23 protein-coding genes are annotated in these 20,794 nt (G+C 71.9%); 8 read left to right on the forward strand and 15 right to left on the reverse strand.

Going from position 1 to position 20,794, the window contains the following annotated elements; all coding sequences use genetic code 11:
- Nucleotides 1-19: 19 nt before the first annotated feature.
- Nucleotides 20-937, forward strand: coding sequence for a hypothetical protein (locus EJK15_RS12175; protein ID WP_240776923.1), 918 nt, complete (start codon nucleotides 20-22; stop codon nucleotides 935-937).
- Here EJK15_RS12175 and EJK15_RS12180 read toward each other — a convergent pair.
- Nucleotides 892-2,067: a UDP-N-acetylglucosamine--N-acetylmuramyl-(pentapeptide) pyrophosphoryl-undecaprenol N-acetylglucosamine transferase gene (locus tag EJK15_RS12180; protein WP_138710497.1), complete on the reverse strand. Its 1,176-nt coding sequence runs from the start codon at nucleotides 2,065-2,067 to the stop codon at nucleotides 892-894. The genes EJK15_RS12175 and EJK15_RS12180 overlap by 46 nt on opposite strands.
- Before the next feature lie 4 nt (nucleotides 2,068-2,071).
- Nucleotides 2,072-2,917 carry a formylglycine-generating enzyme family protein gene (locus EJK15_RS12185; protein ID WP_240776924.1) on the reverse strand — a complete coding sequence of 282 codons (846 nt, stop codon included), beginning with the start codon at nucleotides 2,915-2,917 and terminating at the stop codon, nucleotides 2,072-2,074.
- 115 nt (nucleotides 2,918-3,032) lie between these two features.
- On the opposite strand from EJK15_RS12185, the gene EJK15_RS12190 reads away from it, so the two are divergent.
- The 3 genes from EJK15_RS12190 to EJK15_RS12200 all read left to right on the forward strand — a co-directional run bounded on the left by EJK15_RS12190 (nucleotide 3,033) and on the right by EJK15_RS12200 (nucleotide 4,656).
- Nucleotides 3,033-3,239 (forward strand): hypothetical protein, encoded by a 207-nt coding sequence (locus EJK15_RS12190; protein WP_138710498.1) that lies wholly within the window; start codon nucleotides 3,033-3,035, stop codon nucleotides 3,237-3,239.
- Nucleotides 3,240-3,248: 9 nt separating this feature from the next.
- Nucleotides 3,249-4,208, forward strand: coding sequence for a Ppx/GppA family phosphatase (locus EJK15_RS12195; RefSeq protein ID WP_138710499.1), 960 nt, complete (start codon nucleotides 3,249-3,251; stop codon nucleotides 4,206-4,208).
- A gap of 73 nt (nucleotides 4,209-4,281) precedes the next feature.
- Complete coding sequence (locus EJK15_RS12200; RefSeq protein WP_138710500.1) at nucleotides 4,282-4,656, forward strand: hypothetical protein; 375 nt, start codon at nucleotides 4,282-4,284, stop codon at nucleotides 4,654-4,656.
- 9 nt (nucleotides 4,657-4,665) lie between these two features.
- Here the strand turns inward: EJK15_RS12200 and EJK15_RS12205 are convergent, their stop codons facing one another.
- Together EJK15_RS12205 and EJK15_RS12210 are read right to left on the reverse strand one after the other, a co-directional pair.
- Entirely contained in the window at nucleotides 4,666-5,097 is a 432-nt protein-coding gene (locus EJK15_RS12205) for an ATP-binding protein (protein ID WP_138710501.1), read from the reverse strand.
- A gap of 121 nt (nucleotides 5,098-5,218) precedes the next feature.
- The gene (locus tag EJK15_RS12210; RefSeq protein WP_138710502.1) at nucleotides 5,219-5,776 is read right to left on the reverse strand and encodes a TetR/AcrR family transcriptional regulator; all 558 of its coding nucleotides are present in this window, start codon (nucleotides 5,774-5,776) and stop codon (nucleotides 5,219-5,221) included.
- Between the two features lie 101 nt (nucleotides 5,777-5,877).
- On the opposite strand from EJK15_RS12210, the gene EJK15_RS12215 reads away from it, so the two are divergent.
- Nucleotides 5,878-7,458, forward strand: a complete 1,581-nt coding sequence (locus EJK15_RS12215) for an MDR family MFS transporter (RefSeq protein ID WP_240776925.1) — start codon at nucleotides 5,878-5,880, stop codon at nucleotides 7,456-7,458.
- On the opposite strand, the gene EJK15_RS12220 is transcribed toward EJK15_RS12215, so the two are convergent.
- A complete protein-coding gene (locus tag EJK15_RS12220; protein WP_171074253.1) occupies nucleotides 7,439-7,759 on the reverse strand; it encodes an STAS domain-containing protein in 321 nt (106 codons plus the stop codon). The two genes, EJK15_RS12215 and EJK15_RS12220, sit on opposite strands and share 20 nt — an antisense overlap.
- A gap of 115 nt (nucleotides 7,760-7,874) precedes the next feature.
- Here EJK15_RS12220 and EJK15_RS12225 point away from each other — a divergent pair, with 115 nt between their 5' ends.
- Entirely contained in the window at nucleotides 7,875-8,804 is a 930-nt protein-coding gene (locus EJK15_RS12225) for a GNAT family N-acetyltransferase (RefSeq protein WP_138710504.1), read from the forward strand.
- A 184-nt stretch (nucleotides 8,805-8,988) separates the two neighbouring features.
- Here the strand turns inward: EJK15_RS12225 and EJK15_RS12230 are convergent, their stop codons facing one another.
- The 5 genes from EJK15_RS12230 to EJK15_RS12250 all read right to left on the reverse strand — a co-directional run bounded on the left by EJK15_RS12230 (nucleotide 8,989) and on the right by EJK15_RS12250 (nucleotide 14,627).
- Nucleotides 8,989-10,266 (reverse strand): AAA family ATPase, encoded by a 1,278-nt coding sequence (locus tag EJK15_RS12230; protein ID WP_138710505.1) that lies wholly within the window; start codon nucleotides 10,264-10,266, stop codon nucleotides 8,989-8,991.
- Entirely contained in the window at nucleotides 10,263-11,690 is a 1,428-nt protein-coding gene (locus EJK15_RS12235) for a serine/threonine-protein kinase (RefSeq protein WP_138710506.1), read from the reverse strand. Before EJK15_RS12235 ends, EJK15_RS12230 begins: the two co-directional genes overlap by 4 nt.
- Nucleotides 11,691-11,739: 49 nt before the next feature.
- On the reverse strand, nucleotides 11,740-12,849 hold the full coding sequence (locus EJK15_RS12240; protein ID WP_138710507.1) for a hypothetical protein: 1,110 nt from the start codon (nucleotides 12,847-12,849) through the stop codon (nucleotides 11,740-11,742).
- 234 nt (nucleotides 12,850-13,083) lie between these two features.
- Nucleotides 13,084-13,863 (reverse strand): hypothetical protein, encoded by a 780-nt coding sequence (locus EJK15_RS12245; RefSeq protein ID WP_138710508.1) that lies wholly within the window; start codon nucleotides 13,861-13,863, stop codon nucleotides 13,084-13,086.
- Nucleotides 13,864-13,952: 89 nt separating this feature from the next.
- Complete coding sequence (locus EJK15_RS12250) at nucleotides 13,953-14,627, reverse strand: class I SAM-dependent methyltransferase (RefSeq protein ID WP_138710509.1); 675 nt, start codon at nucleotides 14,625-14,627, stop codon at nucleotides 13,953-13,955.
- Between the two features lie 729 nt (nucleotides 14,628-15,356).
- Between EJK15_RS12250 and EJK15_RS12255 the strand changes: the two genes are divergently transcribed.
- The gene (locus EJK15_RS12255; protein WP_138710510.1) at nucleotides 15,357-15,659 is read left to right on the forward strand and encodes a hypothetical protein; all 303 of its coding nucleotides are present in this window, start codon (nucleotides 15,357-15,359) and stop codon (nucleotides 15,657-15,659) included.
- On the forward strand, nucleotides 15,656-16,264 hold the full coding sequence (locus EJK15_RS12260) for a TetR family transcriptional regulator (protein ID WP_138710511.1): 609 nt from the start codon (nucleotides 15,656-15,658) through the stop codon (nucleotides 16,262-16,264). Before EJK15_RS12255 ends, EJK15_RS12260 begins: the two co-directional genes overlap by 4 nt.
- Here the strand turns inward: EJK15_RS12260 and EJK15_RS12265 are convergent.
- The 5 genes from EJK15_RS12265 to EJK15_RS12285 are packed head-to-tail and all read right to left on the reverse strand — an operon-like array spanning nucleotide 16,218 to nucleotide 20,752.
- Nucleotides 16,218-17,039, reverse strand: coding sequence for an ABC transporter permease (locus tag EJK15_RS12265; protein WP_138710512.1), 822 nt, complete (start codon nucleotides 17,037-17,039; stop codon nucleotides 16,218-16,220). The genes EJK15_RS12260 and EJK15_RS12265 overlap by 47 nt on opposite strands.
- A complete protein-coding gene (locus EJK15_RS12270) occupies nucleotides 17,036-17,755 on the reverse strand; it encodes an ABC transporter ATP-binding protein (protein WP_138710513.1) in 720 nt (239 codons plus the stop codon). Before EJK15_RS12270 ends, EJK15_RS12265 begins: the two co-directional genes overlap by 4 nt.
- A gap of 27 nt (nucleotides 17,756-17,782) precedes the next feature.
- A complete protein-coding gene (locus EJK15_RS12275; protein WP_138710514.1) occupies nucleotides 17,783-18,733 on the reverse strand; it encodes a phosphotransferase family protein in 951 nt (316 codons plus the stop codon).
- A complete protein-coding gene (locus EJK15_RS12280) occupies nucleotides 18,730-19,929 on the reverse strand; it encodes an acyl-CoA dehydrogenase family protein (protein ID WP_138710515.1) in 1,200 nt (399 codons plus the stop codon). The genes EJK15_RS12275 and EJK15_RS12280 overlap by 4 nt, the downstream gene beginning before the upstream one ends.
- Before the next feature lie 40 nt (nucleotides 19,930-19,969).
- Nucleotides 19,970-20,752, reverse strand: coding sequence for a CPBP family intramembrane glutamic endopeptidase (locus tag EJK15_RS12285; RefSeq protein WP_138710516.1), 783 nt, complete (start codon nucleotides 20,750-20,752; stop codon nucleotides 19,970-19,972).
- Nucleotides 20,753-20,794: the final 42 nt, after the last annotated feature.

Here is a 20,794-nt window from a genome sequence, read left to right on the forward strand (position 1 = left end):
TCGCTTAGTATCCGATTTCGTGGCGGATGTGGTGGTAGACCCCGGAGTGCCGCCGGACGATGCGCAGCTGCTGAGAGAAAGCCGGCGGGTGCTCATCAAGATGCGCCAGGGCTGGGTGCCCCAGGCGCGGCGGCCCCTCTCAGGCAGGAACTGGCGGATGGTGGCCGGCTTCGCCACCGTGGCCTTCTTCGGGCTGCTGCTCGGTTTAGGCTCCTCGGGCAGAGGGCTCGGGCTGCTGATGCTCGTGCTCTTCGGCATCCCCCTCATGATCGTGCTGTTCGTCCGCAACGACCTGCCGGACGAGGACGAGGTGGAGGACTTCGAGCGCGACATCTACGAGCAGCTGCGCTGGTACGAAGGCCGCTTCGTGCTCACCGACGACCTCGACGAGTCCTCCAGGAGGCTGCTCACCCGCGCCCAGCGGGCGATCGCCACCGTGACCGGCTCCCGGGTCAACGCGGAGGGCCTGCTCGACGACGCGCGCAACGCCGTGATGCTGCCCGCCCAGGAGTGGGAGATCGCCCGCCTGCTGGCCAAGCTGTCGGCGCTGCGGGACAAGCACAGGGAGACCGTCTCGCGGGGGCTCACGCCCGAGGTGGAGGCCGTGGCCGCGCCGCTGGGGAGGGCGCTCGACAGCAGCGAGGCCGCCGTGGTCGCCCGGGTCGAGGCGCTGGAACGTTACGCGGCCAACGTCACCGAGGCCGAGCGCGCCTACCGCGCCCACCACCAGATCGAGGAGCTGCGCAGCCGGCTGCACCAGTATGAGGAGCTGGTGGCCGAGACCGGGGCCGACGGGTTCGCCGTACCGGAGCTGGAGCGGCTGGCCGCGGACGCCGATCTGCTGGAGCAGGCGCTGAGGCGGAGCGTGAGCTCCGCCCACGAGGTCTTCCGCTATCTGGACCCGGCGCCGCCGAAAGAGCCCGGCGACGAAGCCTGAGCCCCGCCGCGGGCGGCCTCCAGGAGCACGTCGCACAGGGCGTCGGCGGCGTCCACGCGGCCCAGCTTCGCCGCGGCCTGCGCCATCGCCGCCCGCAGCCCCGGATCGGCCAGCAGCGGCATCAGCTCGGCCAGCAGCTGCTCGGCCGACGGACGCGGCTCCAGCAGCGCGCGGGCCGCACCCGCCTCGGCCAGGTAGGCCGCGTTCTTGCGCTGCTCGTCGCCGCCGGTAGGGATCAGCGGGATCAGCACGGCGGGCTTGCCGATGGCGGTCAGCTCCGACACGGTGCCGGCCCCGCTGCGCGCGATCACCACGTCGGCCGCCGCGAACAGGTCGGCCAGCTCCCCGCCCACGTACGGCACCGGATGGTAGCGGTCGGCCAGGTCGGCGGGCACTTCGACGGCCCGCATCTGGTCGATCCAGGCCGGCCCGCACTGGTGCACGACCTGCGCGTGCGGCAGCAGCCGCGGCAGGATCTCCGCGATCAGCGTGTTGATCTGCTTGCTGCCCTGCGCGCCGCCGGTCACGTAGATCAGCGGCACCTCGAACGTCAGCCCGAACAGGTCGTACGCCGCCGCCCGGTTCCCCTGCAGCAGCTCCGGCCTGATCGGGTTGCCCGTCACCACGGCCTTCTTCCTGGCCGACGCGGGCAGGTAGGCGAGCGACGACTCGTGCGACAGTGCGATCCTGGTCGCCAGCCTGGCCAGGATCCGGTTCGCCAGCCCCACCACGGTCGTCTGCTCGTGCATGACCAGCGGCCGCCGGATCAGCTTGGCCGCCACCCCGATGGGCACCGCCACGTAACCCCCGGTCGACAGCACCACGTCGGGCAGGTAGCGGGCGGCGTGCACGATCGCCTGGCACACCCCCACGGGGATGCGGAACACGTCGGCGATGTTGGTGCCGAGCTCCTTGAGGTTCGGGCGGCGGCGCAGCTTCCCCGTGGTGATCGCCTTGAACGGGATGCCGTGCTCGGCCGTGATCCTGGCCTCCAGGCCGTTGGCCGTGCCCACCCAGAGCACGTCGTGCGGCACCTGACGTCGCTGGACGGCCGACAGGGTCGTCAGGGCCGGATAGGTGTGACCACCGGTGCCGCCGCCGGTGATCAGCAGTCGCAGGGTTCGTGACATGCGATCAGAGTATTGCCGCGCAGCGGAAACCGGTGTGCCCGGTCGAGGAGTCCGGTGTGTTGGAGGTGCGGGCGGCCACCCGGTAGCGGTTGCAGTAGGAGTCGTGGCACAGGTATGAGCCGCCGCGGATCACCTTCGCCGTGCCCTCCGCGGGCCCGGCCGGGTTGTCGGCGTACGGCTCCCACGTCGTGCCCCACCAGTCGGCGGTCCACTCCCACACGTTGCCGGCCACGTTGTACAGGCCGTATCCGTTCGGCTGGAACGACTTGACCGGCATCGTGCCCTTGCTCGGCGCGGCCGGGAAGCGGCCCTGCCAGATGTTGCACCGCTGCCGCCCCTTGGGAGCCAGCTCGTCGCCCCACGGGTACCGCTTGCGCTCCAGCCCGCCGCGGGCCGCCATCTCCCACTCCGCCTCGGTGGGCAGCCGCTTGCCGGCCCACGCGGCGTACGCGGTGGCGTCGTTCCACGACACGTGCACGACCGGGTGGTTCTGCCGGTCGCCGATCGCCGATCCTGGACCCTCCGGCGAGCGCCACGTGGCCCCCTCCACGCCTGCCCACCAGGGCGCCCCCGGCACGGTGGCGTCCATCACGCCGCCCGTGGCGAACCGCGCGAACACGAACGACCAGCCGATCCGCTCGGCCTCGGTGACATATCCGGTCTCCTTGACGAACGTGGCGAACTGCGCGTTCGTCACGCACGCCGGATCGATCACGAACGGGTCCAGCCGCACCTCCCGGACCGGCCCCTCGCCGTCCTCGGGCCGGCCGTCGGGGTCGTCGCCGCCCATGAGGAACGTGCCGCCGGGAACGCGCGCCATCCCGCGCGGCGGCGTCCGCCGCCGCACCATGATCTCGGCGGGCTCCTGGTAGGGCCCGGGGGCGGCGTCCCTGCTCGGACCACAACAAGCGCTCAAAGATCCCCCCACACGTGTCACGACACCAAGGAAGGGTAGTGCCTGGAGCGTGCCGACCATCACCCGGCCGCCTCGGTTCACGCCCGCGCAGACGCTCGCCCCGGCGGCCATACTGGCGCTGCCCGCCGTCGCGCAGGGCCTCATCATGCGCCGCCCCCTCGCGGTGCGGCTCGCCGGGCTCGCCGACGCCGCCTACCGGTCGCCCGCCCTGCTCGCATGCGGACTCCGTTTCACCCTGAAACCGGCAGAACGGTAGCTTTTTCCCATGCGACTCGGCGTGCTGGACATCGGCTCGAACACCGTCCATTTACTGGTCGTCGACGCCCACCGTGGCGCCCGCCCCATACCCGCCTACTCACACAAGGAGGGGCTCCGTCTGACCGAGTACCTCCGCAAGGACAACAGGTTGGCGGAGGAGGGCGTCGAGCGGCTGTGCGCCTTCGTCGAGGAGGCCGTTCACCTGGCGGAGGACAAGGGGGTGGAGGACCTGCTGGCCTTCGCCACCTCCGCCGTGCGCGAGGCGGCCAACGGCGAGCAGGTGCTCGCGCAGGTCGAGGAGCGCTGCGGCGTCAAGATCGAGGTGCTGTCCGGGCGCGACGAGGCCAGACTGACGTTCCTGGCCGTGCGCCGGTGGTTCGGCTGGTCGTCGGGGCGGCTGCTGGCGTTCGACATCGGGGGCGGCTCCCTGGAGATCGCCGCCGGCGTCGACGAGGAGCCCGACGTTGCCGTGTCGCTGCCGCTGGGCGCCGGGCGGCTGACCCGCGACTGGTTCACCGCCGACCCGCCGCCCGCCGAGGAGGTGCGCAAGCTCCGCAGGCACGTACGCACCGAGATCGCCCGCACGGTCGGCGACATCGTCAGGAACGGCGAGCCCGACCGCGCGGTGGCCACCTCCAAGACCTTCAAGCAGCTGGCCAGGATCGCCGGGGCGGCGCCCTCCAGCGACGGCCCGTACGTCCCGCGCTCGCTGTCCCGGCAGGACATGGCCGACTGGGCGGTCAAGCTCACCACCATGGACGCGGCCGAGCGGGCGCAGCTGTCCGGCGTGTCCGAGGGCAGGGCCGCGCAGCTCGCGGCGGGGGCGTTGGTGGCCGACGCGGCCATGGACCTGTTCGAGGTGGACCGGCTGGAGGTGTGCCCATGGGCGCTGCGCGAGGGAGTGATACTGCGCCGCCTCGACCTCCTGCCCGGACGTCACGACCAGTCCACCACTGGGTCCGAGTAAGAGTGATATATCCCTAAAAAATCGGCATTGAAAAATCGGCATAACCTCCTGGTGGGTGGGCACTTTCCGGCCAATGTTGGATGTTCTCGGCACCATAGGGTCGTTGGTGGTCGTCCTGCTGCTCGTCGCCCTGGCCACGCTCGTCATCTCGGCGTTCGCCCTGATGACGTTCGCGGCCATGGCAGGGTCGATGACCAACTGGCGCAGGATGTGGCGGCGGCTGACCCGCCGGCAGGCGCGGCTGAGGCTGAGGCTCAGCGGAAGCGCGGTGCCCGAACGGCGGCGGGCGGAGCTGAGCGGGAGCACGCCCCGGCTCAGGCGGCGCTTCCGGCTCGGCGGTGCGGCGGCGCGGAAACGCCGGCGCCTCGGCCCGGCCCCGCGCCGCTCCGCGCCCCGCGACCACCGGCCGGCGGAGCGGGGTTCGAAGCTCTGGCTCGGGTGGCCATGAGGGGTGAGCTCAGGTGGTCATGAGCTGCGGCCCGGCCGATCCTGGCGCGTACCGCAGGCGCTTTTCCAGGCTGACCATAGCCCCGTTCTCACGTTTGTTGGTGAACTGGATGTCGTCGGCGAGCGCGCGCATGATCTGCAGTCCTCGCCCGTGCTCGGCGCCGGGCTCGGGATCGATCACCTTGCGCGGGTCGAAGCCGTTCCCCGTGTCGACGACCCTGATGACGCACAGGTGATCGTGGACGGCGGCGCTGACGGTGTACTCGTCGCCGGGCGCCGCATGCTTGATCACGTTGGCGCAGGCCTCGGTGAGCATGAGCTCGATGTCGTCGCGGATCTGCCGCTCGACGCCCAGCGACCGCAGCGTGCCCTCCAGCATCTGCCTGATCATGGGGACGCTCGCCGCATCCCTGGGCAGCCGGAGCGCTATCGTGGCCTCCACTGCGCCTCCTCCCGTCTGGATGCGTGGGAGCCCCCTGCCCCCGATCCGATGCCCCAACCGTCCCTTTCGGGATCAGGAGTCCGGAAAGGCCACGAACTGCCGCAGGGAGCGGTTTGTGCACCTACAGGTCCAGGAGCCGCCTGGCCACCTCCATGGACGCCTTGTCGATCTCGTCCTCGGTGAGGTCGCCCCGCGCCGGATCGGCCGCGTGCAGCCACTTGCCCGCGTGCAGCGCGAACAGCGCCAGCGACCGGCTGATCCGCTCCACCGGCGTGGCCCCGGGCTCGCTCATCTCCGTCGTCAGCGCGAGCATCGTCTCGCGCATCCTGGCGAGCTTCGGATGGTTGCGCAGCGCCGTCTGGTTGCGCTCCAGGAACCTGGCCACCTCCAGATGGCGGGGATGCCGGAGGTTCTGGGCGTAGCGCTCGAGCAGCTCGCGGCGCATCTCCGGCGTCTTCGGCTGGGTTTTCACCCAGTCGAGCAGTTCCTCGATCTCGGCGACGCGGAGGTCGACCAGGCTCGCGACGATGTCGTCCTTCGTCTTGAAGTGGTAGTAGAGGGCCGCCTTCGTCACGCCGAGCTCCTCGGCGATCTCTCGCAGTGAGGTCGCCTCGTACCCCTGCTCGGTGAAGAGCCTCAGCGCGATCTCCTGGATCCGGGTTCGCGTGTCTTCCCGCACTTTGCACCTATTCCGACTTGACGGCCGACAAGTAAGTATTTACCTTATTCTATGCTTGCCGGGCGGCAAGTAAGCAAGATCTTCATGCATGGGGGTGTGTGGTGGCGGAGGCAATCGGGCGGCGCCGCGAGGTCATGGTCGTCCTGCCGGGGCTGATGCTGGCGATGGCCCTGGCGATGCTGGACAACATGATCGTGGGCACGGCCATGCCACGCATCGTGGGGGAGCTCGGGGGCCTGTCGCAGCTGTCGTGGGTCGTCACGGCGTACGTGCTGGGCACGACCGTCTCGACCCCCATCTGGGGGAAGATCGGCGACCTGTACGGCCGCAAGACCATCTTTCTCATCTCGATCGTCATCTTCATGATCGGCTCCGCGCTCTGCGGCATGGCCGGCTCGTCGCTGCTCGGCGGACCGGACGGTGGCATGGCCGAGCTGATCGCGTTCCGCGCGATCCAGGGGCTCGGCGCGGGCGGCCTGATCGTGAACGTCATGGCCATCATCGGCGACCTGGTGCCGCCCCGCGAGCGCGGCCAGTACCAGGGCATCATGGCCGGCGTCATGTCGCTGGCGATGATCGCGGGCCCGCTCGTCGGCGGCTTCATCACCGACCACCTCGACTGGCGCTGGGCCTTCTACGTGAACCTGCCCGTCGGCGCGGTCGCCCTGTTCCTCATCGTGGCGAACCTGCGCCCGCCCAGGCTGCACAGCAAGGTGCGCATCGACTGGGCGGGCGCGATCCTGCTGTCGATCAGCATCACCGCGATGGTGCTCGTCACCACCTGGGGCGGCAACGAGTACGCGTGGGGCTCCTGGCAGATCCTCGGCCTGGCCGCGCTCGCCGTGCTCACGCTGGGCGTGTTCGTGCTGGCCGAGCGGAAGGCCGCCGAGCCGATCATGCCGCTGCAGCTGTTCCGGATCCGCAACTTCACGCTGATCTCGGCCATCGGCTTCCTGCTCGGCTTCGCCATGTTCGGCATGATCAACTTCCTGCCGCTTTTCCAGCAGACGGTGCAGGGCGCCAGCGCCACCAACTCCGGCCTGCTGCTCCTGCCGATGATGGGCGCCGCCATGGTGGTGTCGCTGTTCGTGGGCAAGGCCATCACCACCACGGGCAAGTACAAGATCTATCCGGTGATCGGCGGCGTCGGCATGGCGGTGGGCACGTGGCTGCTGTCCACGATGGGCGTCACCACCCCCGCGTGGCTGACCGGCGTCTACATCGCGGTGCTCGGCCTGGGCATGGGCTTCCTCATGCAGACCACCATGCTGATCGCGCAGAACAGCGTGGAGCAGCGCGACCTGGGCGTCGCCAGCAGCGCGAGCACGTTCTTCAGGTCGATCGGCGGCGCGTTCGGCGTCTCGCTGTTCGGCGCGATCTTCAACAACAACCTGCTGTCGGAGCTGACCGCCAGGGTCGGGCCGGAGGCGGCGGAGAAGATCGTCACGGGCGGCGGCAGGATGGACCCCGCGGCGCTCGCCCAGCTGCCGGCACAGCAGCGCACCGGGGTGCTCGAGTCGCTGGCCACCTCGATCTCCGGCGTCTTCTGGTGGGCGATCGCGTTCGCGATCGTGGTGCCGGTGCTGGCGGCGTTCATCAAGGAGATCCCGCTGCGCGGCGCCGGACCGGTGGACGCCGCCGCCTCCGCCGCCGACGAGGCCGTCACCCCGGCGGCAGGGTGAACAGCTGGTCGAGCGCGGTCATCTTGAACAGGCCGCGCAGGTAGGGCGTCAACGCCACCACCTGCACCACGGCGTCGGCGTCCGCGGCCCGCAGCTGGAGGCGCACGAGCGCGGCCAGGCCTGAGGAGTCGATGAAGGTGAGCGCCGACAGGTCCACGTCGATCCTGCTGTAGCCCTCGGCGAACGTCAGGGCCGCGAGCTGGGACACCGAGTCGTGGTCGAGGTCGCCGCTGAGCGCGAGTGCGACGATCGTCGCGCCGGGCGCGGCGACCTCGATGCGCAATGGCATCCTGTCGAGCACGGGACACAGCTTAGCGAGCGGCGCGCAGCCCGCGGAAAGCAGGGCGAAAGCGGGAGGCGGACCGGCAGGCGAAAATGGGAGGCGCGCCGCGGGCGATCGGTGGACAATCCACCCCATGCACACCATCAGGCGGCCCCGGTTGGAAGACGCCGCGGCCATTCACGAGCTTGTCGCGGCCTATGACACCTCGGTGATCGGCCGGCCGGACATGACTCTGGACGACATCGCCGACGAGCTGGTCGAGCCCGGCTTCGACCGCGACAAGGACGGCTGGCTGGCGTACGACGCCGACGGCACCCTCGTGGCCTGGGCCTGGGCGTGCGCCAACGGCGACAGCGACCTGGTGGAGATCGAAGTGATCACCCGTCCGGGTGTCGAGGGGCTGGCGGATGAGCTGCTGGGCACGGTGACCGGGCGTGCCCGCGAGCTGGCCGCCGAGCGCGGCCACGACGGGGTCACGGCGGACCTCGGCATCTACCGCGTCGACCAGGCCAAGCAGGTTCTGGCCAAGGCGCACGGGTTCGAGCCCGCCACCAGCTTCCACCGCATGCGCATCGACCACGAAGGCCCGGTGGAGCCGCCCGCCGTACCGGCCGGGGTCACGCTGCACACCGGGGAGAGCGAGGAGGTGCGGCGCGAGGCTCACCGGGTGCAGCAGGAGGGGTTCGCGCAGCACTTCGGCTTCGTCAAGGCCGACTACGAGCAGTGGTACGAGCGCCGGCAGGCGCAGAGCGTCACCGACTGGAGCCAGCTCACGCTCGCCCGGCTCGACGGGCGGCCGGCGGCGGTGCTGATCGGCACCAACCAGTTCCTGGCCGACGAGGACTGCGGATACGTGCTCACGCTCGCCGCACTGCCCGAGTTCCGGGGGCGGGGGCTCGGGCGGTTCCTGCTCCGCAACGCCTTCGCCGCCGACGCCGCCCGCGGGCGCAAGGGCACGATCCTGCACGTGGACTCCAACAACACCACGCCGGCGTTGGGGCTGTACGAGTCGGCGGGGATGCGCCCGGTCATGGTCATCGACGTCTGGCGCCGCCGCCTCTGACCGTTTCGGTGCCCCGCGCACAGCCCCACCCTGCTCAGCGCCCCATGCCGGCGCGCCCCACGACGCACCGCCCCGCGCCCGGCCTGCCCGGTCCGGCGTGCACGCCCTAATGCCTGCATGCCCTGCGGCGCGTCTGCGGTCTGCGGCATCCCGCGCCGTTGGGGCCGGTCCGGCGGACGGCGGGTTAGACGCGGTGCCGGGACAGGTGCTCCAGCACCGACTGGTTGGCCTCCCACCCGTCCGGGAACTTCACCGGCACCCCCAGTTGCACCGGCTCCGCCGACGGATGGGCGTCCAGCAGTTCGGCGATCCCCGCCCGGGCCACCACCACGCACGCGTGCCGGTGCCGCGAGGCCAGCACGCACAGCCGTCCCGACTCCAGGTGGAAGGCCGTCGCGTCGCGGCGCCCCGACAGCGGGTGCAGCACGATCGTCACGTCGTACTCGCGCCCCTGCAGCCGGTTCGCGGTGTCCACGGTGATCTCCGGCGGCAGCCCGGCGGCGCGGATCGCCGCCACCTGGTCGCGGTGCGCGGCCCCGACCGCGATCCGGTCCGCCGTCACCGGCCCCTCGCCCTGCTCGCTGCTCGCCACCGCCCCCCGCTGCAGCAGCCGCTCGGCCAGCTGCGCGACCGCCCGCACGGCCTCCCCGTCGGTACGGACGGTGTGCCGGTTCGGCAGCTCCAGCAGCGCCCACCCCGACCGGGCCGCCTCCTCCAGCGCACGGTCGTGCACGGTCCCCATGCCGCCCGTGACCAGCTCAAGCCGCCGATCTCCATGGCCGGTCCCCGACCGGAACCCGGTGAACGGGTAGAACGCCTGCGACACCACGGGCGCCGCCGACGCCGGCAACCGCCACGACACCGGCAACCGGTGTACGGGCAGGTCCGGGTTGTGCCGCAGCAGCACCGCCACCGCGCTCTGCAAGGGGTCCCACGACAGCCCCGACCAGCGGTCGCCGTCCACGATCGAGAACGGGTCGAGCTGCCCCGGATCGCCCACGAACAGCGCCCGCTCGAACAGCCCCGCGATCCGCAGCAGCTTGTCCGAGCGCATCTGGTACGCCTCGTCCACGATCGCCCACGGCCACACCCGGTCGCCGATCCACGCCCACTTGTCGGCCGTGGCGATGACGATGTCCGGGTCGCCGAGGTCCTGGATCCTGGTGCCGAACCGGACGCCGGGCAGCTCCAGCATGCGCAGCGGCGGCACGTACCCGCTCGCCGACAGCCGTCCCACGGTCAGGCGCGGGTGCTTGCCGGAGATCCTGGCCACCAGATCGTCGACCTGCTCGTTCGTCTGGGCGACGATCATCAGCGGCTCGCCGGTGGCCGCGATGTGCGCGGCGGCGCGTACGACGAGGGTGGACTTGCCCGCCCCCGGCGGCGAGTCGACGACCACGCCCCGATGCCGGGGCAGGTCGGCCAGCACGTTCGCGATGACCTGCTCCGGGCTGCCGGTCACGACCACTCCTCCTGGGCGTCCTCGTCGTCGGGAACGTACTCCTGCGGCGGCCCGCCGTGCGTCCACGGCGTGGCCTCGGAATCGGGCAGGTTGGGCGAGCCCTGGAAGTCGTCGGTGAGCGAGGTGTAGCAGACCCGCTCGCCGACCTCGGGCACGGCGCCGGGCGTGGCCGTCTTGCCCCGGCCCATGCCCTTGGTGATCTTCACGGTGACCAGGCCGCCGTCCGCGGACACCAGCTCGGCGCCCTGGGTCCGGCGCTGCGGAGTGCCGAGCGACGTGCCGGGCGCGAGACGTACCGGGTCGTCGGTCTTGATCACCACTAGCGGCCGGAGCTTGCGTGAGCGGCCCTCGCCCTCGACGTTGTCCGGGACGGTCTCGATCACCTCGCCCGCGAACGCCTCACCGGTGATCCGGTACTCGGCCATGACCAGCGGGTCGTCGTAGGCGCGCTGCACGTCGTACGCGGCCTGGGCGCGCTCCATGCGGGCCAGCTTGGCGGCGGCGGCGACCGCGCCGTCCCGGCGGGCCTGCGGCGGCGACCCCTCGGCGACGTGCGCCGCCATCCCGCTGAACGAGCCGCGGTCCTGCTCCCACCGTTGCGCCACGCTCGCGCCCGCCTCCAGGCCGGCCAGCAGGTCGATCGCCTGCCACATGAGCCGCCAGGTGGGCTCCAGCTGGGTGCGCAGCGCCTCGGTGACGCGCTCGGCCGCCTCGCTCTCGATGGCGGGCGCGAGCACCTCCGCGTCGAACCCCGGGTCGGTCGCGGGCCCGGCGGGCGGCCAGATCAGCGGGTCCTCCGCGTCGTCGCTCGGCCCCTCGGTGATCCAGCCGAGCAGCGCGGCCAGGTTGGCGTCCTCCAGCGAGCTCTGCCCGCTCGCCCAGTGCCGCCCCAGCTCCTCGGTCGCGGCCGGCATCAGCGACGAGCCCGGGTACGCGGCCCGCTCCCCGAAGTACGTCAGCCACCGCCCCAGCAGCGGCACCCCCTCGGGCACCGGATAGGGCCCGTCGGCACGGCGGAACCGCGTCGAGCGCCCGAGCAGCCTGGTGAAGGCCACGCCGCCGGCGTTCGGCACGATGAGCTGCGGCGCGTCCAGGACCCGCTCGTACGGGTCGGCGCCCCGCCGCTCCACCGTCTCGGTGGCACCCAAGAACCCCTCGATGTACGGCACCAGCACCCCGGCCAGCTCGGCGGCCCAGGCGAAGCGCAGGTCGCGGTTGCGCGGCTGGGTCACCGCGAGCAGCCGCGGCCGGTCCCGGTCGGTGCCGAGCATGGCGGCCAGCGGCGCGGCGGCCTCGCCCGACAGCTTCAGCGGGATGAACACCATCGGCCGCTCCGACAGATGGCAGTGCCGGACAGTCGCGACGGGCTGCGCGATGCCCTCGTCCAGGGCCCGCAGCCGGGCGAGCGAGGTCAGCAGGCTCACGTCCGGCACCTCCGCAGCACAGGCGGCGCGGGACGTGAGGTCGGCGGGCTCACGTCAGGCACTCCCTGCGCAGGCGTTCGGCGTTGCGGAGCAGCCGGGCGATCTCCTCCTGGCCCTCGGCGGGATCCCGTACGCCGTCGGCCAGGCCCAGCGCCTCGGCCACCGAGGCGACCCCGCCCAGCTCGTCGCGCACCTGCCGCCCCAGCAGGTCGGACGTGCCCTCCTGCCGGGCCTCGTCGCGGCAGAAGAAGCACATGTCGCACGTGGACAGGCAGTCGGGCGCGTACCGGGCGGTCGTCCTGCGCAGCGCGTCGGCCAGCTCGGCGACGGGCCTGGTGGGCCGGCCGTCCTCGTCCGGCCGCAGGTCGAACGTGAGGTCCTCGGGCAGCCCCGCCAGCAGCCGGTCGAGCGTGGTCATCCTGGTGAGCTGGCGGCGCAGCACGGCCAGCTGCCTGCGCACGTCGACGAGTGTCGCGACCGGACGGTTGGCGAAGTTCTCCGGGCAGACCAGGACCACCTCGTGCGACACCTTCAGCGGGTCATGACCCAGGTCCTCCAGCAGGGCGCGCAGCGCCAGCACATACACCGCCGCCTGCCGCGCGGCCGCCGCCACCGCCGCCGGGTCGGCCTGCCCGTCGATCACCGAGAACGACTTGATCTCCACGATGTGGAAGCGGCCGCCCAGCTGGAAGGCCACCACGTCGGGCTCCAGGTAGGCGGTGTGCCCGGCGATCTGGAGGGTGAGCAGCGGGTGGTCGTAGAGCGTGCCCGCGTCCTGGGCGTCGGAGGCCGCGCGGTCGATCAGCGCGCGGGTGTGGGCGTGGCGCAGGTGGGCGCCGACGTTCTCCACGTCGTGGTAGGCCACCTCGGCGATCGGCAGGCCGAGCAGCTCGCGCAGCATCCGCAGCAGCTCCGCGCAGCCGTCGGCCTTGACCAGCGCCTCGAACACGTTGCCGCGCGTGATCGCGAACGGCGACTGCCCGAACGGCGCCGGGAACCCCAAGTGCTGGGCCGCGGCGTCCTTGTCGACGCCGGCGCCGTCCATGAGCGCCCGGCGGCTGCAGCCGGGGTTGGCGGCCAGGGCCGCGATGGCGCGGGCGTCGTGCGGCCGCGGCGGGGTCGTGCCCCGCAACGCCTCGAGCCGGTGCTCCGTGTTCATGGCCTCACTCCGTTCGGCGGCTCGGTCGCCATACGCCGCCGCCTGCTCATGGCCTCACTCCGTTCGGCGGCTCGCTCGCCATACGCCGCCGCCTTCCCCCGCTCTGGTCGCTCCGCTCCCGCCGCTCCTCCAGACGACGGCACTCCCTCGCGGCCCCCGCTCTGGTCGCTTCGCTCCCGCCGCTCCTCCAGGCGACGGCACTCCCTCGCGGGCGCCCTTCGCGCTTCAAGCCGCTCACTTGACGTACTCCTTCTTGATCGTGCTCAGCGTAGCGGCGCCGAACAGGCGGGCGACGTCATCCAGTTGCGTGACGGCGCGTCGCGCCAGCTCGGCGCGGTCGCGCGTGTCGCGCTCCGCGTGCACGGCGAGCTCGGCGCGGGCCGCCGCGATCACCCGCTCCGGGTCGGGCGGGCCCAGCGCGCCGGAGCTCGCCCCGGTGGCGCCGGGGATGTTCCTGGCCATCCTGACGAGTAACCGGGCCGCCCGCTCGTCGCCCGTCTGGTGCGAGGCCACCGCGATGGCGCAGGTCAGGAAGTCGACGCGGAGGCTGAGCGGGCCGACCACGCGCCGCTGAGGCGGCCACGCGCTCAGCGTGAGCAGGCCGCGCGCGGGGGAGAGGCGGTCGGTCAGGGCCGCGCACAGGTAGTACGGGCGGCTGTACGGCGCGGACCGGAACGAGCGCTCCTCGTCTCTTCGCAGGCTGGTGAGCTGGTTGCTGCGGATCGTGCCGCCGAGGAACGCCTCGCTGACGGCCACGATCAGCCGCGGCTGGGCGCTCGCGCCGAGCAACCGCAGCCCCTGGTGCACCTGCTCGCGCACGGTGACCAGCCGGTGCTGCTCCGGCGCGGCCTGCGGTCGCTCGCCGCTGACCAGGGCGTCCCAGGCGCGCTCGGCGGTGCGGAGTTCGGCGCGCAGGGCGCGGGCCGTCGCGCCGTCCCTGGCCCGCATCGCCTTGCGCACGTCGGCCCGCAGCTCGTCGATCCGCCGCTCGAGATCGTCCAGCCGGTCACTCATGGCGGCGAGCGTACCAACAGTCCCAGTATTTTCCAGTAATTTCGCGACATCGACGCGAGGCTGTGATCTACATTGTAAAGGTGCGCGGCTTATGATGCCGCGAGCACCCATGTACGGTCCTCGGTGAGGAACCGCTCCAGCCGCAGCCCCACGGCGGCGAGCTCGGCCGCCAGATCATGGTCGGTGAGCCGCTTGGAGGAGAACGACTGGGTCCACACCTTGTCGTCCCCGTACGTGTAGCGCATGGTGGCGTGGAAGATCCCGGGGGAGACCTCCTCCACGGCCGCCATCGTGATCGTCATGTCGCCGTCGGACCGGATCGGGCCCACGCGCCAGGCGTCGTGGCGCTCGGCGGTCATCCACTGGATCAGCACCGCCCCGCCGGGCTTGACGTGCCGCGCGCAGGTGTCGAGCAGTTGCCGCCTGACCGCGTCGTCCGCGGTGTTGACCAGCTGGGAGGCCATCATGACCGTGTCGAAGCGCTGGTCGAGCCGCAGCTCCTCGATCCGCGCCGGCACGGTGCGGGCGCCGCGCACGCGGGCCAGCATCTCGGCGGACTCGTCGACGGCCACGACCTCGAAGCCGAGGCCGACGAGCGGATGCGTCACCCGGCCCACGCCGGAGCCCAGCTCCAGCACGGAGCCGCCGGGCGGGGTGACCTGGGCGACGAGCTCGGGCTCGCCGAGGGGCTTGAGGAGGCTGTAGAACTCGACAGGGGATCCATCGGGGGTGATGGGGCCGGGGCCCGTACCAGTTTTCGCCATGATCTGACGCTAACCCCCGCGATCCGGGCAACGTGGGTGACAGACCCAGGCCTCATCGTCCCTGAGGCCTGGGTGTGTCGGAACGTATTGGCGCCCCAGCCGGGAAGCGACTGGGGCGATGTCGAGATTAGGGCTTTTAGTCCCGTTTGTATAGATTTGCCGACGGCAATTTGGCGGGCCTCACGGGATCTCCTGCAGCCTGGGGCATCGGGGAGGTGCCGCGCACCCCGTGACACGCACGGCGAACTCGCGCCCAGAGACCTGCCGCGGTCGTCTGAGAGAGCGTCTCCTCACGCGCGGCAGCCCGGTGAGCCGGAAGCTTCTGTCCGATACCACGAACACGCTGCCGGGCGTGCTGCCGCCTGATTGGCTGGGGGTTCCCTCGGGTCAAGCTGCGACTGGTCGGGGAGACCGTACGCAGGGAGACCGGCAGTCTCGGACCCCCATTCCGCCCGGAGAACCCGGCACTGATCACCGCAGGAGGCAGAGATCAACCAGCACAAAGACCGTGAGGGGACATCTGCCGGCACTCGCCGTCACGAGCTCCTGGAGCCCCTGGAGCCCCTGGAGACTCGGGAGACGCGGGAGACTCGTCATCTGGTCGGGGCGGCCGCCGGGCTGGCTGCGCTCGTCCCCGTCTACTACCTGACCGAGGCGGGCGCCAAGGCCCTGCGTACGGGCGCCGCCGCGTTCGGCCCGGCGCCGGCGGGCCTGGGCTACCTGGCGGCGGTGGCGCTGATCGTCACTGTCCTGACCGTTTGGCCTGCGGCGGCGCTGGCGTGCGGCGTGCCGCTGACGGCGGCGGGCGTGCTGTTCGCGCTGGACGCCGAGGCCGCGCTGGGAATGGCGGGCACCCTGCCGTGGGCGCGCGCGGGTGGCCTGCCGTGGTCGCCGGACGGCCTGCCGTGGGCGGAGCTGGCCGAGCCGCCCGGCACGCTGGCCGGCCTGACAGGTCTCTACGCGCTCATCGGCGCCGTGCTGGTGATCTCCGCGCTGCTGCCCGCCCGTCTGCGATCTATCCTGGGCAGGTGAGCGGACGGGACCCGGGTCGGCGCAGGGCGCTGCTGGACGCCGCGGACCTGGTCATCTCCAGCGAGGGGCCGGAGGTGTCGATGGCGGCCATCGCCGCCGCCGCAGGCGTCACCAAGCCGATCCTCTACCGGCACTTCGGTGACAAGAGCGGCCTGTACGAAGCGCTCGCCGACCGGCACGTGCGCACGGTGATCGCGCAGCTGCGGCCCAGGTTCGCCGAGGCCGGGGCGGACCTGCGCGGCCGGGCCGGCGCGACGATCGGCGCCTACCTGGACCTGATCTCGGCCAACCTCAACCTCTACCGGTTCCTGTTCCACCGGGCCAGCGCCGAGGACACCAGGATCCGCTCCCACATGACCTCGCTGGTGCGCAGCCTGGGCGAGGAGCTGGGCGGCATGCTGGCGGCCGAGCGGATGGTGCCGGACCCGGTGCGGGCGCAGGTGCTGGGGCACGCGTTCGTCGGCATGGTGCAGTCGACCGGCGACTGGTGGCTGGAGCACCCCGAGGTGGACCGGGCGCAGGTGGTGGAGGGCCTGGTGGACGTGATCGCGGCAGCGCTCATTCCCCGAAGCGGGAGAGCTTCCCATGCCGCCGGGCGTACCTGAGCGCCCACGCGAACAGCCCCAGTGTCGCCGCCAGGTAGCCGACGTTGAGCGCGGCCGCCCAGAGCAGCCGGTCCCACGGCACCGCGCCGCCCGACATGACCGTGCGCATGCCCTCGAACACATGGGAGGCGGGCAGGAACCACGACACGGCCTGCAGCGGCGCGGGCAGCACGGAGACCGGGTAGAAGATCCCGGCCAGCGGCTGCACCACGAACACCAGCGACCAGGCGATGACCTGGGCGTTCTCGCCGAAGCGGAGCACCGCCGCGATGCCGACCAGGCCGAGTGACCAGCCGAGCACGAGCAGCACGCCCATGAACGGCACCAGCCCCACGCCCAGGCTCGTCACCCCGAACCCGTAGAGGCCGAGCGCGAGCCCGGCCATCACCGCGACCGCGAACGCCACCTTGCCCAGCGAGAACAGCACGAGCCCGACCAGGTATTCGACGCTGGACAGCGGGCTGACCTGCACGTTGAGCAGGTTGCGCGACCAGATGTCCTCCAAGAAGGCGATCGAGATCTCGTTGCTCGCCTTTTGCAGGACCTGCCACAGCAGCACCGCGCCGAGCAGGAACGACACCACGAACGGCACCCGCTGCGCCTGCAGGAACAGCGTGACGAACCCCCACAGCACCAGCTCGACGGTCGGCCAGAAGAGGATCTCGAACATGCGGATCGGGCTGCGCCGCAGCGCCGCGAAGTCGCGCCGGACGACGCCGAGAATGCGCGTGCGCCGGGCGGCCAGGCTCAGGGGAGGCAGGGTCAGGGTCGTCATCCGCGTGCCACCTTCAGGAACACTTCTTCCAGGTCCTCGGCCCCGTAGTGACCGGCCAGCTCCGCCGCGCTGCCGGCCGCCACGACGAGGCCGTCCGACATGAAGTGGATGCGGTCGCACATGCGCTCGACCTCGCGCATGTTGTGCGAGGTGATCAGCATGGCGCTGCCGTTCTCCCTGGCCAGGCCGGACAGCAGGCTGCGGATGCGGTCGCCGGCGTCGGGATCGAGGTTGGCCGTGGGCTCGTCGAGGACCAGCAGCCGGGGCGCGTTGAGCAGCGCCTTGGCCAACTGGACGCGGGTGCGCTGCCCGGACGACAGCGCCATCACCTGCCGCCTGCTGATCGGGCCCAGCTCGAACAGCTCGATCACCTCGGCGACCCGCTCGCGCGGGTGGCGTACGGCGTAGAGGCGGGCGAACGCGTCGAGCACCTCGCGCACGTGCAGCACGCCGGGGAGGTCGACGTAACTGGCGGCGAAGTTGACCTGGCTGAGCACCTCCGTCCGGTGGTGGGCCAGCTCGAGCCCGAACAGCTTGATGCTGCCCGCGTCGGGGGTGATCAGACCGAGCAGCATGTGCAGGGTGGTCGACTTGCCGGCGCCGTTGGGGCCGAGCAGCCCCACGACCTCGCCTTCGCCGACGGTGAGGCTGAGGTCGCGGACGGCCGTGACCGATCCGAACCGTTTGAGCAGATGGGACGCCTCCAGGATGGCCACCGCTCCAGCCTGCGGTTTCCGGCCGGGCTAAGGCAACGCATTTTCCCGCAGCATCCGCAGCAGGTCCCACTCGTTCTCGCACACGCGGCGCCCGATCGCGGCCAGCTCGACCGAGCGGGCGCCGCCGCGCAGGTGCCGCATGGTCTGCATGACGCAGATGATCCCCCACTTGAGCACCCCGAACGTCTCCCACCACCGCAGCGCGTCCCGGTCCACGTGGTCCCCGCCGGCCTCCTCGTAGGCGTGGACGAGGTCGTCGTACGTGCCGAACCCGCCGACCGGCAGCGGCGATCCGAACCGCCACGCCTTCGCGCACAGCCACCCGAGGTCCTCCAGGGGGTCGCCGACGTGGGCCAGCTCCCAGTCGAGCACCGCCCTGATGCCCTCGGGACCGACGATCAGGTTGCCGTTGCGGAAGTCACCGTGCACGACCACCTGCCGCCCGCCACGCGGCCGGCTCGCCTCCAGCCGCCGCAGGGCCAGCTCGAACACCGGATGCGGCTCGCCCAGAGCGTCGAGCACGTCGCGCCAGCGCCGCAGCGGGTCCTCCTGCGGGTCGTGCGCCACGCAGGACAGCGGCATCCGGTGGACGGCCGCCAGCGCCTGCCCGCACTGGGCGGCCAGCCGGGGCCGGGCGGTCGTGTAGGCGTCGTCGCGCAGGATCTTGCGCGGGATGGTCTCGCCGGGCACGCGCGTCATGAGGATGTACGACTCGCCGGAGGCGACGATCCGCGGCACCGGCACCCCGGCCTCGAACGCGGCCCGCATCAGCACGGCCTCCGCCGCCAGCGTGGCGCCCGCCTCCAGGGCGGCGCCGGGGGAGTCCAGCCGCAGGACCAGCTCGTGCCGCGTCCCGTCAGGCGCGGCGACGTCCAGCGCCCACGTCTCCCGCGACGCCCCGCCGGGCAGGCGCGCGCTGTACGGGATCGCCGTCCCGGGCCCGAACACCGCGCCGACGATCTCCCCGACTGAGGTCATCGCAGACCGAACTCCCAGTTGCCGCCCGCCGCGTACACGCCCAGGATCCGCCGCCCCACCGAGTCGATGTGCACCTCGTCGGGCCCGTCGTAGATCCGCCCGGCCCGCGCGTGCCGGTACATCCGCTCCAGCGGCGTGTCCGGGGTCAGCCCCGCGGCCCCGTACACCTGGATGGCGCGGTCGATCACGTTGTGCAGCATGCGCGCCCCCACCACCTTGATCGCCCCGATCTCCACCCGCGCCTCGGAGCCGGCGTCGATGGCCTCGGCGGCGTTGAGCGTGAGCAGCCTGGCGGCCTGGATCTCGGCGTAGGAGTCGAACACGTGCTGGCGCATCAGCTGCTTCTCAGCCAGGGGTTCGCCGAACGCGGTCCGCTCGTGCAGCCGGCGGCACATCAGGTCGAACGCCCGCTGCGCCTGTCCCAGCCAGCGCATGCAGTGGAAGATCCGGCCGGGTCCCAGGCGCTTCTGCGCGATGACGAACCCCTGCCCGCGCGGCCCCAGCAGGTTCTCGGCGGGCACCCGGACGTCCTCGTACCGCACCTCGCAGTGCGCCCCGTCCAGCCCCAGCACGGGCGTCTCGCGGACGATGGTGTAGCCGGGCGTGTCCGTCGGCACCAGGATCATGGAGAACGCCAGGTGCCGGAGCTCGGGCGGCGCGTCCTGCTCGGTCCGGCACATCACGGTCGTGTACGCGGCCCGCGACGCCCCGGTCGTGAACCATTTGTGCCCGTTGATCAGCCATTCTCCGCCGTCGAGCACGGCGGCGGTCTGGATCTGGGTGGGGTCGGAGCTGGACACGGACGGCTCGGTCATGGCGAAGCTGGGCCAGATGTCGCCCCGCACGAGCGGCTCCAGGTAGCGCTCGCGCTGCTCGGGCGAGGCGTGCTCGTGCAGCATCAGCGAGTCCTGCAGTGTGAACGTGCCCAGCGCGAGCTGCCCGAACTCGCTGCGCCCCTGCACCTCGTTGACGTAGGCGTAGTCGAGGAACGGCAGCCCGCCGCCGCCCAGCTCGCGCGGGTGGCCGAGCGCCCACAGGCCCTCCTTCTTGGCCTCATTGCGCAGCTCGTCCAGCGCGGCCGCGGCGGCCGGACCGCCTCCGTGCAGGACCGGCTCGGCGGGCTCGACCCGCTCGGTCATGAACGCGTGGACGGCGTCGCGGATCGGCCGGACGCTCGCGGGCACGGTGAAGCTCATGAAACGATCACAGCCGAGAATCGTTGCCCAGTCAACGGTGTCAGGGCAGCCAGCTGACCCGGCCGCGCAGGAACGCGTACCCGACGAAGGCGACGGTGTCGATGAGGGTGTGCGCCACCACCAGCGGCGTCGCCCGCCCCCACCGCTGGTACAGCCGCCCGAACACCACCCCCATCACCACATTCCCGGCGAACCCCCCGAACCCCTGATAGAGGTGGTACGACCCCCGCAGCAGTGACGACACTGCGACGGCCCGCCACGGTCCCCACCCGGCCTGCCCGAGGCGGTGCAGCAGGTATCCGGCGACCAGCACCTCCTCCAGCACGCCGTTCTGCGCCGCCGCGAGCACCAGCACCGGCACCTGCCACCACACCTCCGGCAGCGCCCCAGGGACGACCGTCAGGTTCACCCCTGAGGCCCAGACCGCGAGGTAGAACGCCAGCCCCGTGCCGCCGATCGCGGCCGCCAGCAGCGCCCCGCGCACCAGGTCGCGCCGCGGCTCGCGCAGGTCGGCGCCGATCGTCCGCACCGACTCCCCGGACCTCACCAGCAGGTACGCCACCAGCCCCACCGGCGCCACCGAGATCGCGATCTGGACGAGCTGCAGCGTCAGGTCCAGCCAGGGCCGTCCAGGGGCCATCGATCCGACGAGCACGGCCTGCTGGCTCTTCAGCTCCTTCGGCGCGGTGAGCGCCCCGATCAGCCGCACGAACGCCACCAGGGCGCTGGCGCCGAGCGAGACCGACAGCACGACGAAGATCTCGGCCCGGATGAGCCCGGGCCCGAGCACCGGGACGGGTGCGGGAGGAGACTGTGCGCTCATGGGCGCAGAGTAGCCCCTACATGATCGGACCCGGATAAAGCC

Origin of the sequence: Nonomuraea basaltis (assembly GCF_005893125.1) — a bacterium.
In the GTDB taxonomy this organism is placed as follows: Bacteria; Actinomycetota; Actinomycetes; order Streptosporangiales; family Streptosporangiaceae; genus Nonomuraea; species Nonomuraea basaltis.

Excerpts from the sequence above, each read along its gene's own strand:
- EJK15_RS12180 (WP_138710497.1), bottom strand. The coding sequence starts at position 2,067 with ATGTCACGAACCCTGCGACTGCTGATCACCGGCGGCGGCACCGGTGGT.
- EJK15_RS12185 (WP_240776924.1), bottom strand. The coding sequence starts at position 2,917 with ATGGTGCGGCGGCGGACGCCGCCGCGCGGGATGGCGCGCGTTCCCGGC.
- EJK15_RS12195 (WP_138710499.1), top strand. The coding sequence starts at position 3,249 with ATGCGACTCGGCGTGCTGGACATCGGCTCGAACACCGTCCATTTACTG.
- EJK15_RS12200 (WP_138710500.1), top strand. The coding sequence starts at position 4,282 with ATGTTGGATGTTCTCGGCACCATAGGGTCGTTGGTGGTCGTCCTGCTG.
- EJK15_RS12225 (WP_138710504.1), top strand. The coding sequence starts at position 7,875 with ATGCACACCATCAGGCGGCCCCGGTTGGAAGACGCCGCGGCCATTCAC.
- EJK15_RS12240 (WP_138710507.1), bottom strand. The coding sequence starts at position 12,849 with ATGAACACGGAGCACCGGCTCGAGGCGTTGCGGGGCACGACCCCGCCG.
- EJK15_RS12245 (WP_138710508.1), bottom strand. The coding sequence starts at position 13,863 with ATGAGTGACCGGCTGGACGATCTCGAGCGGCGGATCGACGAGCTGCGG.
- EJK15_RS12250 (WP_138710509.1), bottom strand. The coding sequence starts at position 14,627 with ATGGCGAAAACTGGTACGGGCCCCGGCCCCATCACCCCCGATGGATCC.
- EJK15_RS12265 (WP_138710512.1), bottom strand. The coding sequence starts at position 17,039 with ATGACGACCCTGACCCTGCCTCCCCTGAGCCTGGCCGCCCGGCGCACG.
- EJK15_RS12275 (WP_138710514.1), bottom strand. The coding sequence starts at position 18,733 with ATGACCTCAGTCGGGGAGATCGTCGGCGCGGTGTTCGGGCCCGGGACG.
- EJK15_RS12280 (WP_138710515.1), bottom strand. The coding sequence starts at position 19,929 with ATGAGCTTCACCGTGCCCGCGAGCGTCCGGCCGATCCGCGACGCCGTC.
- EJK15_RS12285 (WP_138710516.1), bottom strand. The coding sequence starts at position 20,752 with ATGAGCGCACAGTCTCCTCCCGCACCCGTCCCGGTGCTCGGGCCCGGG.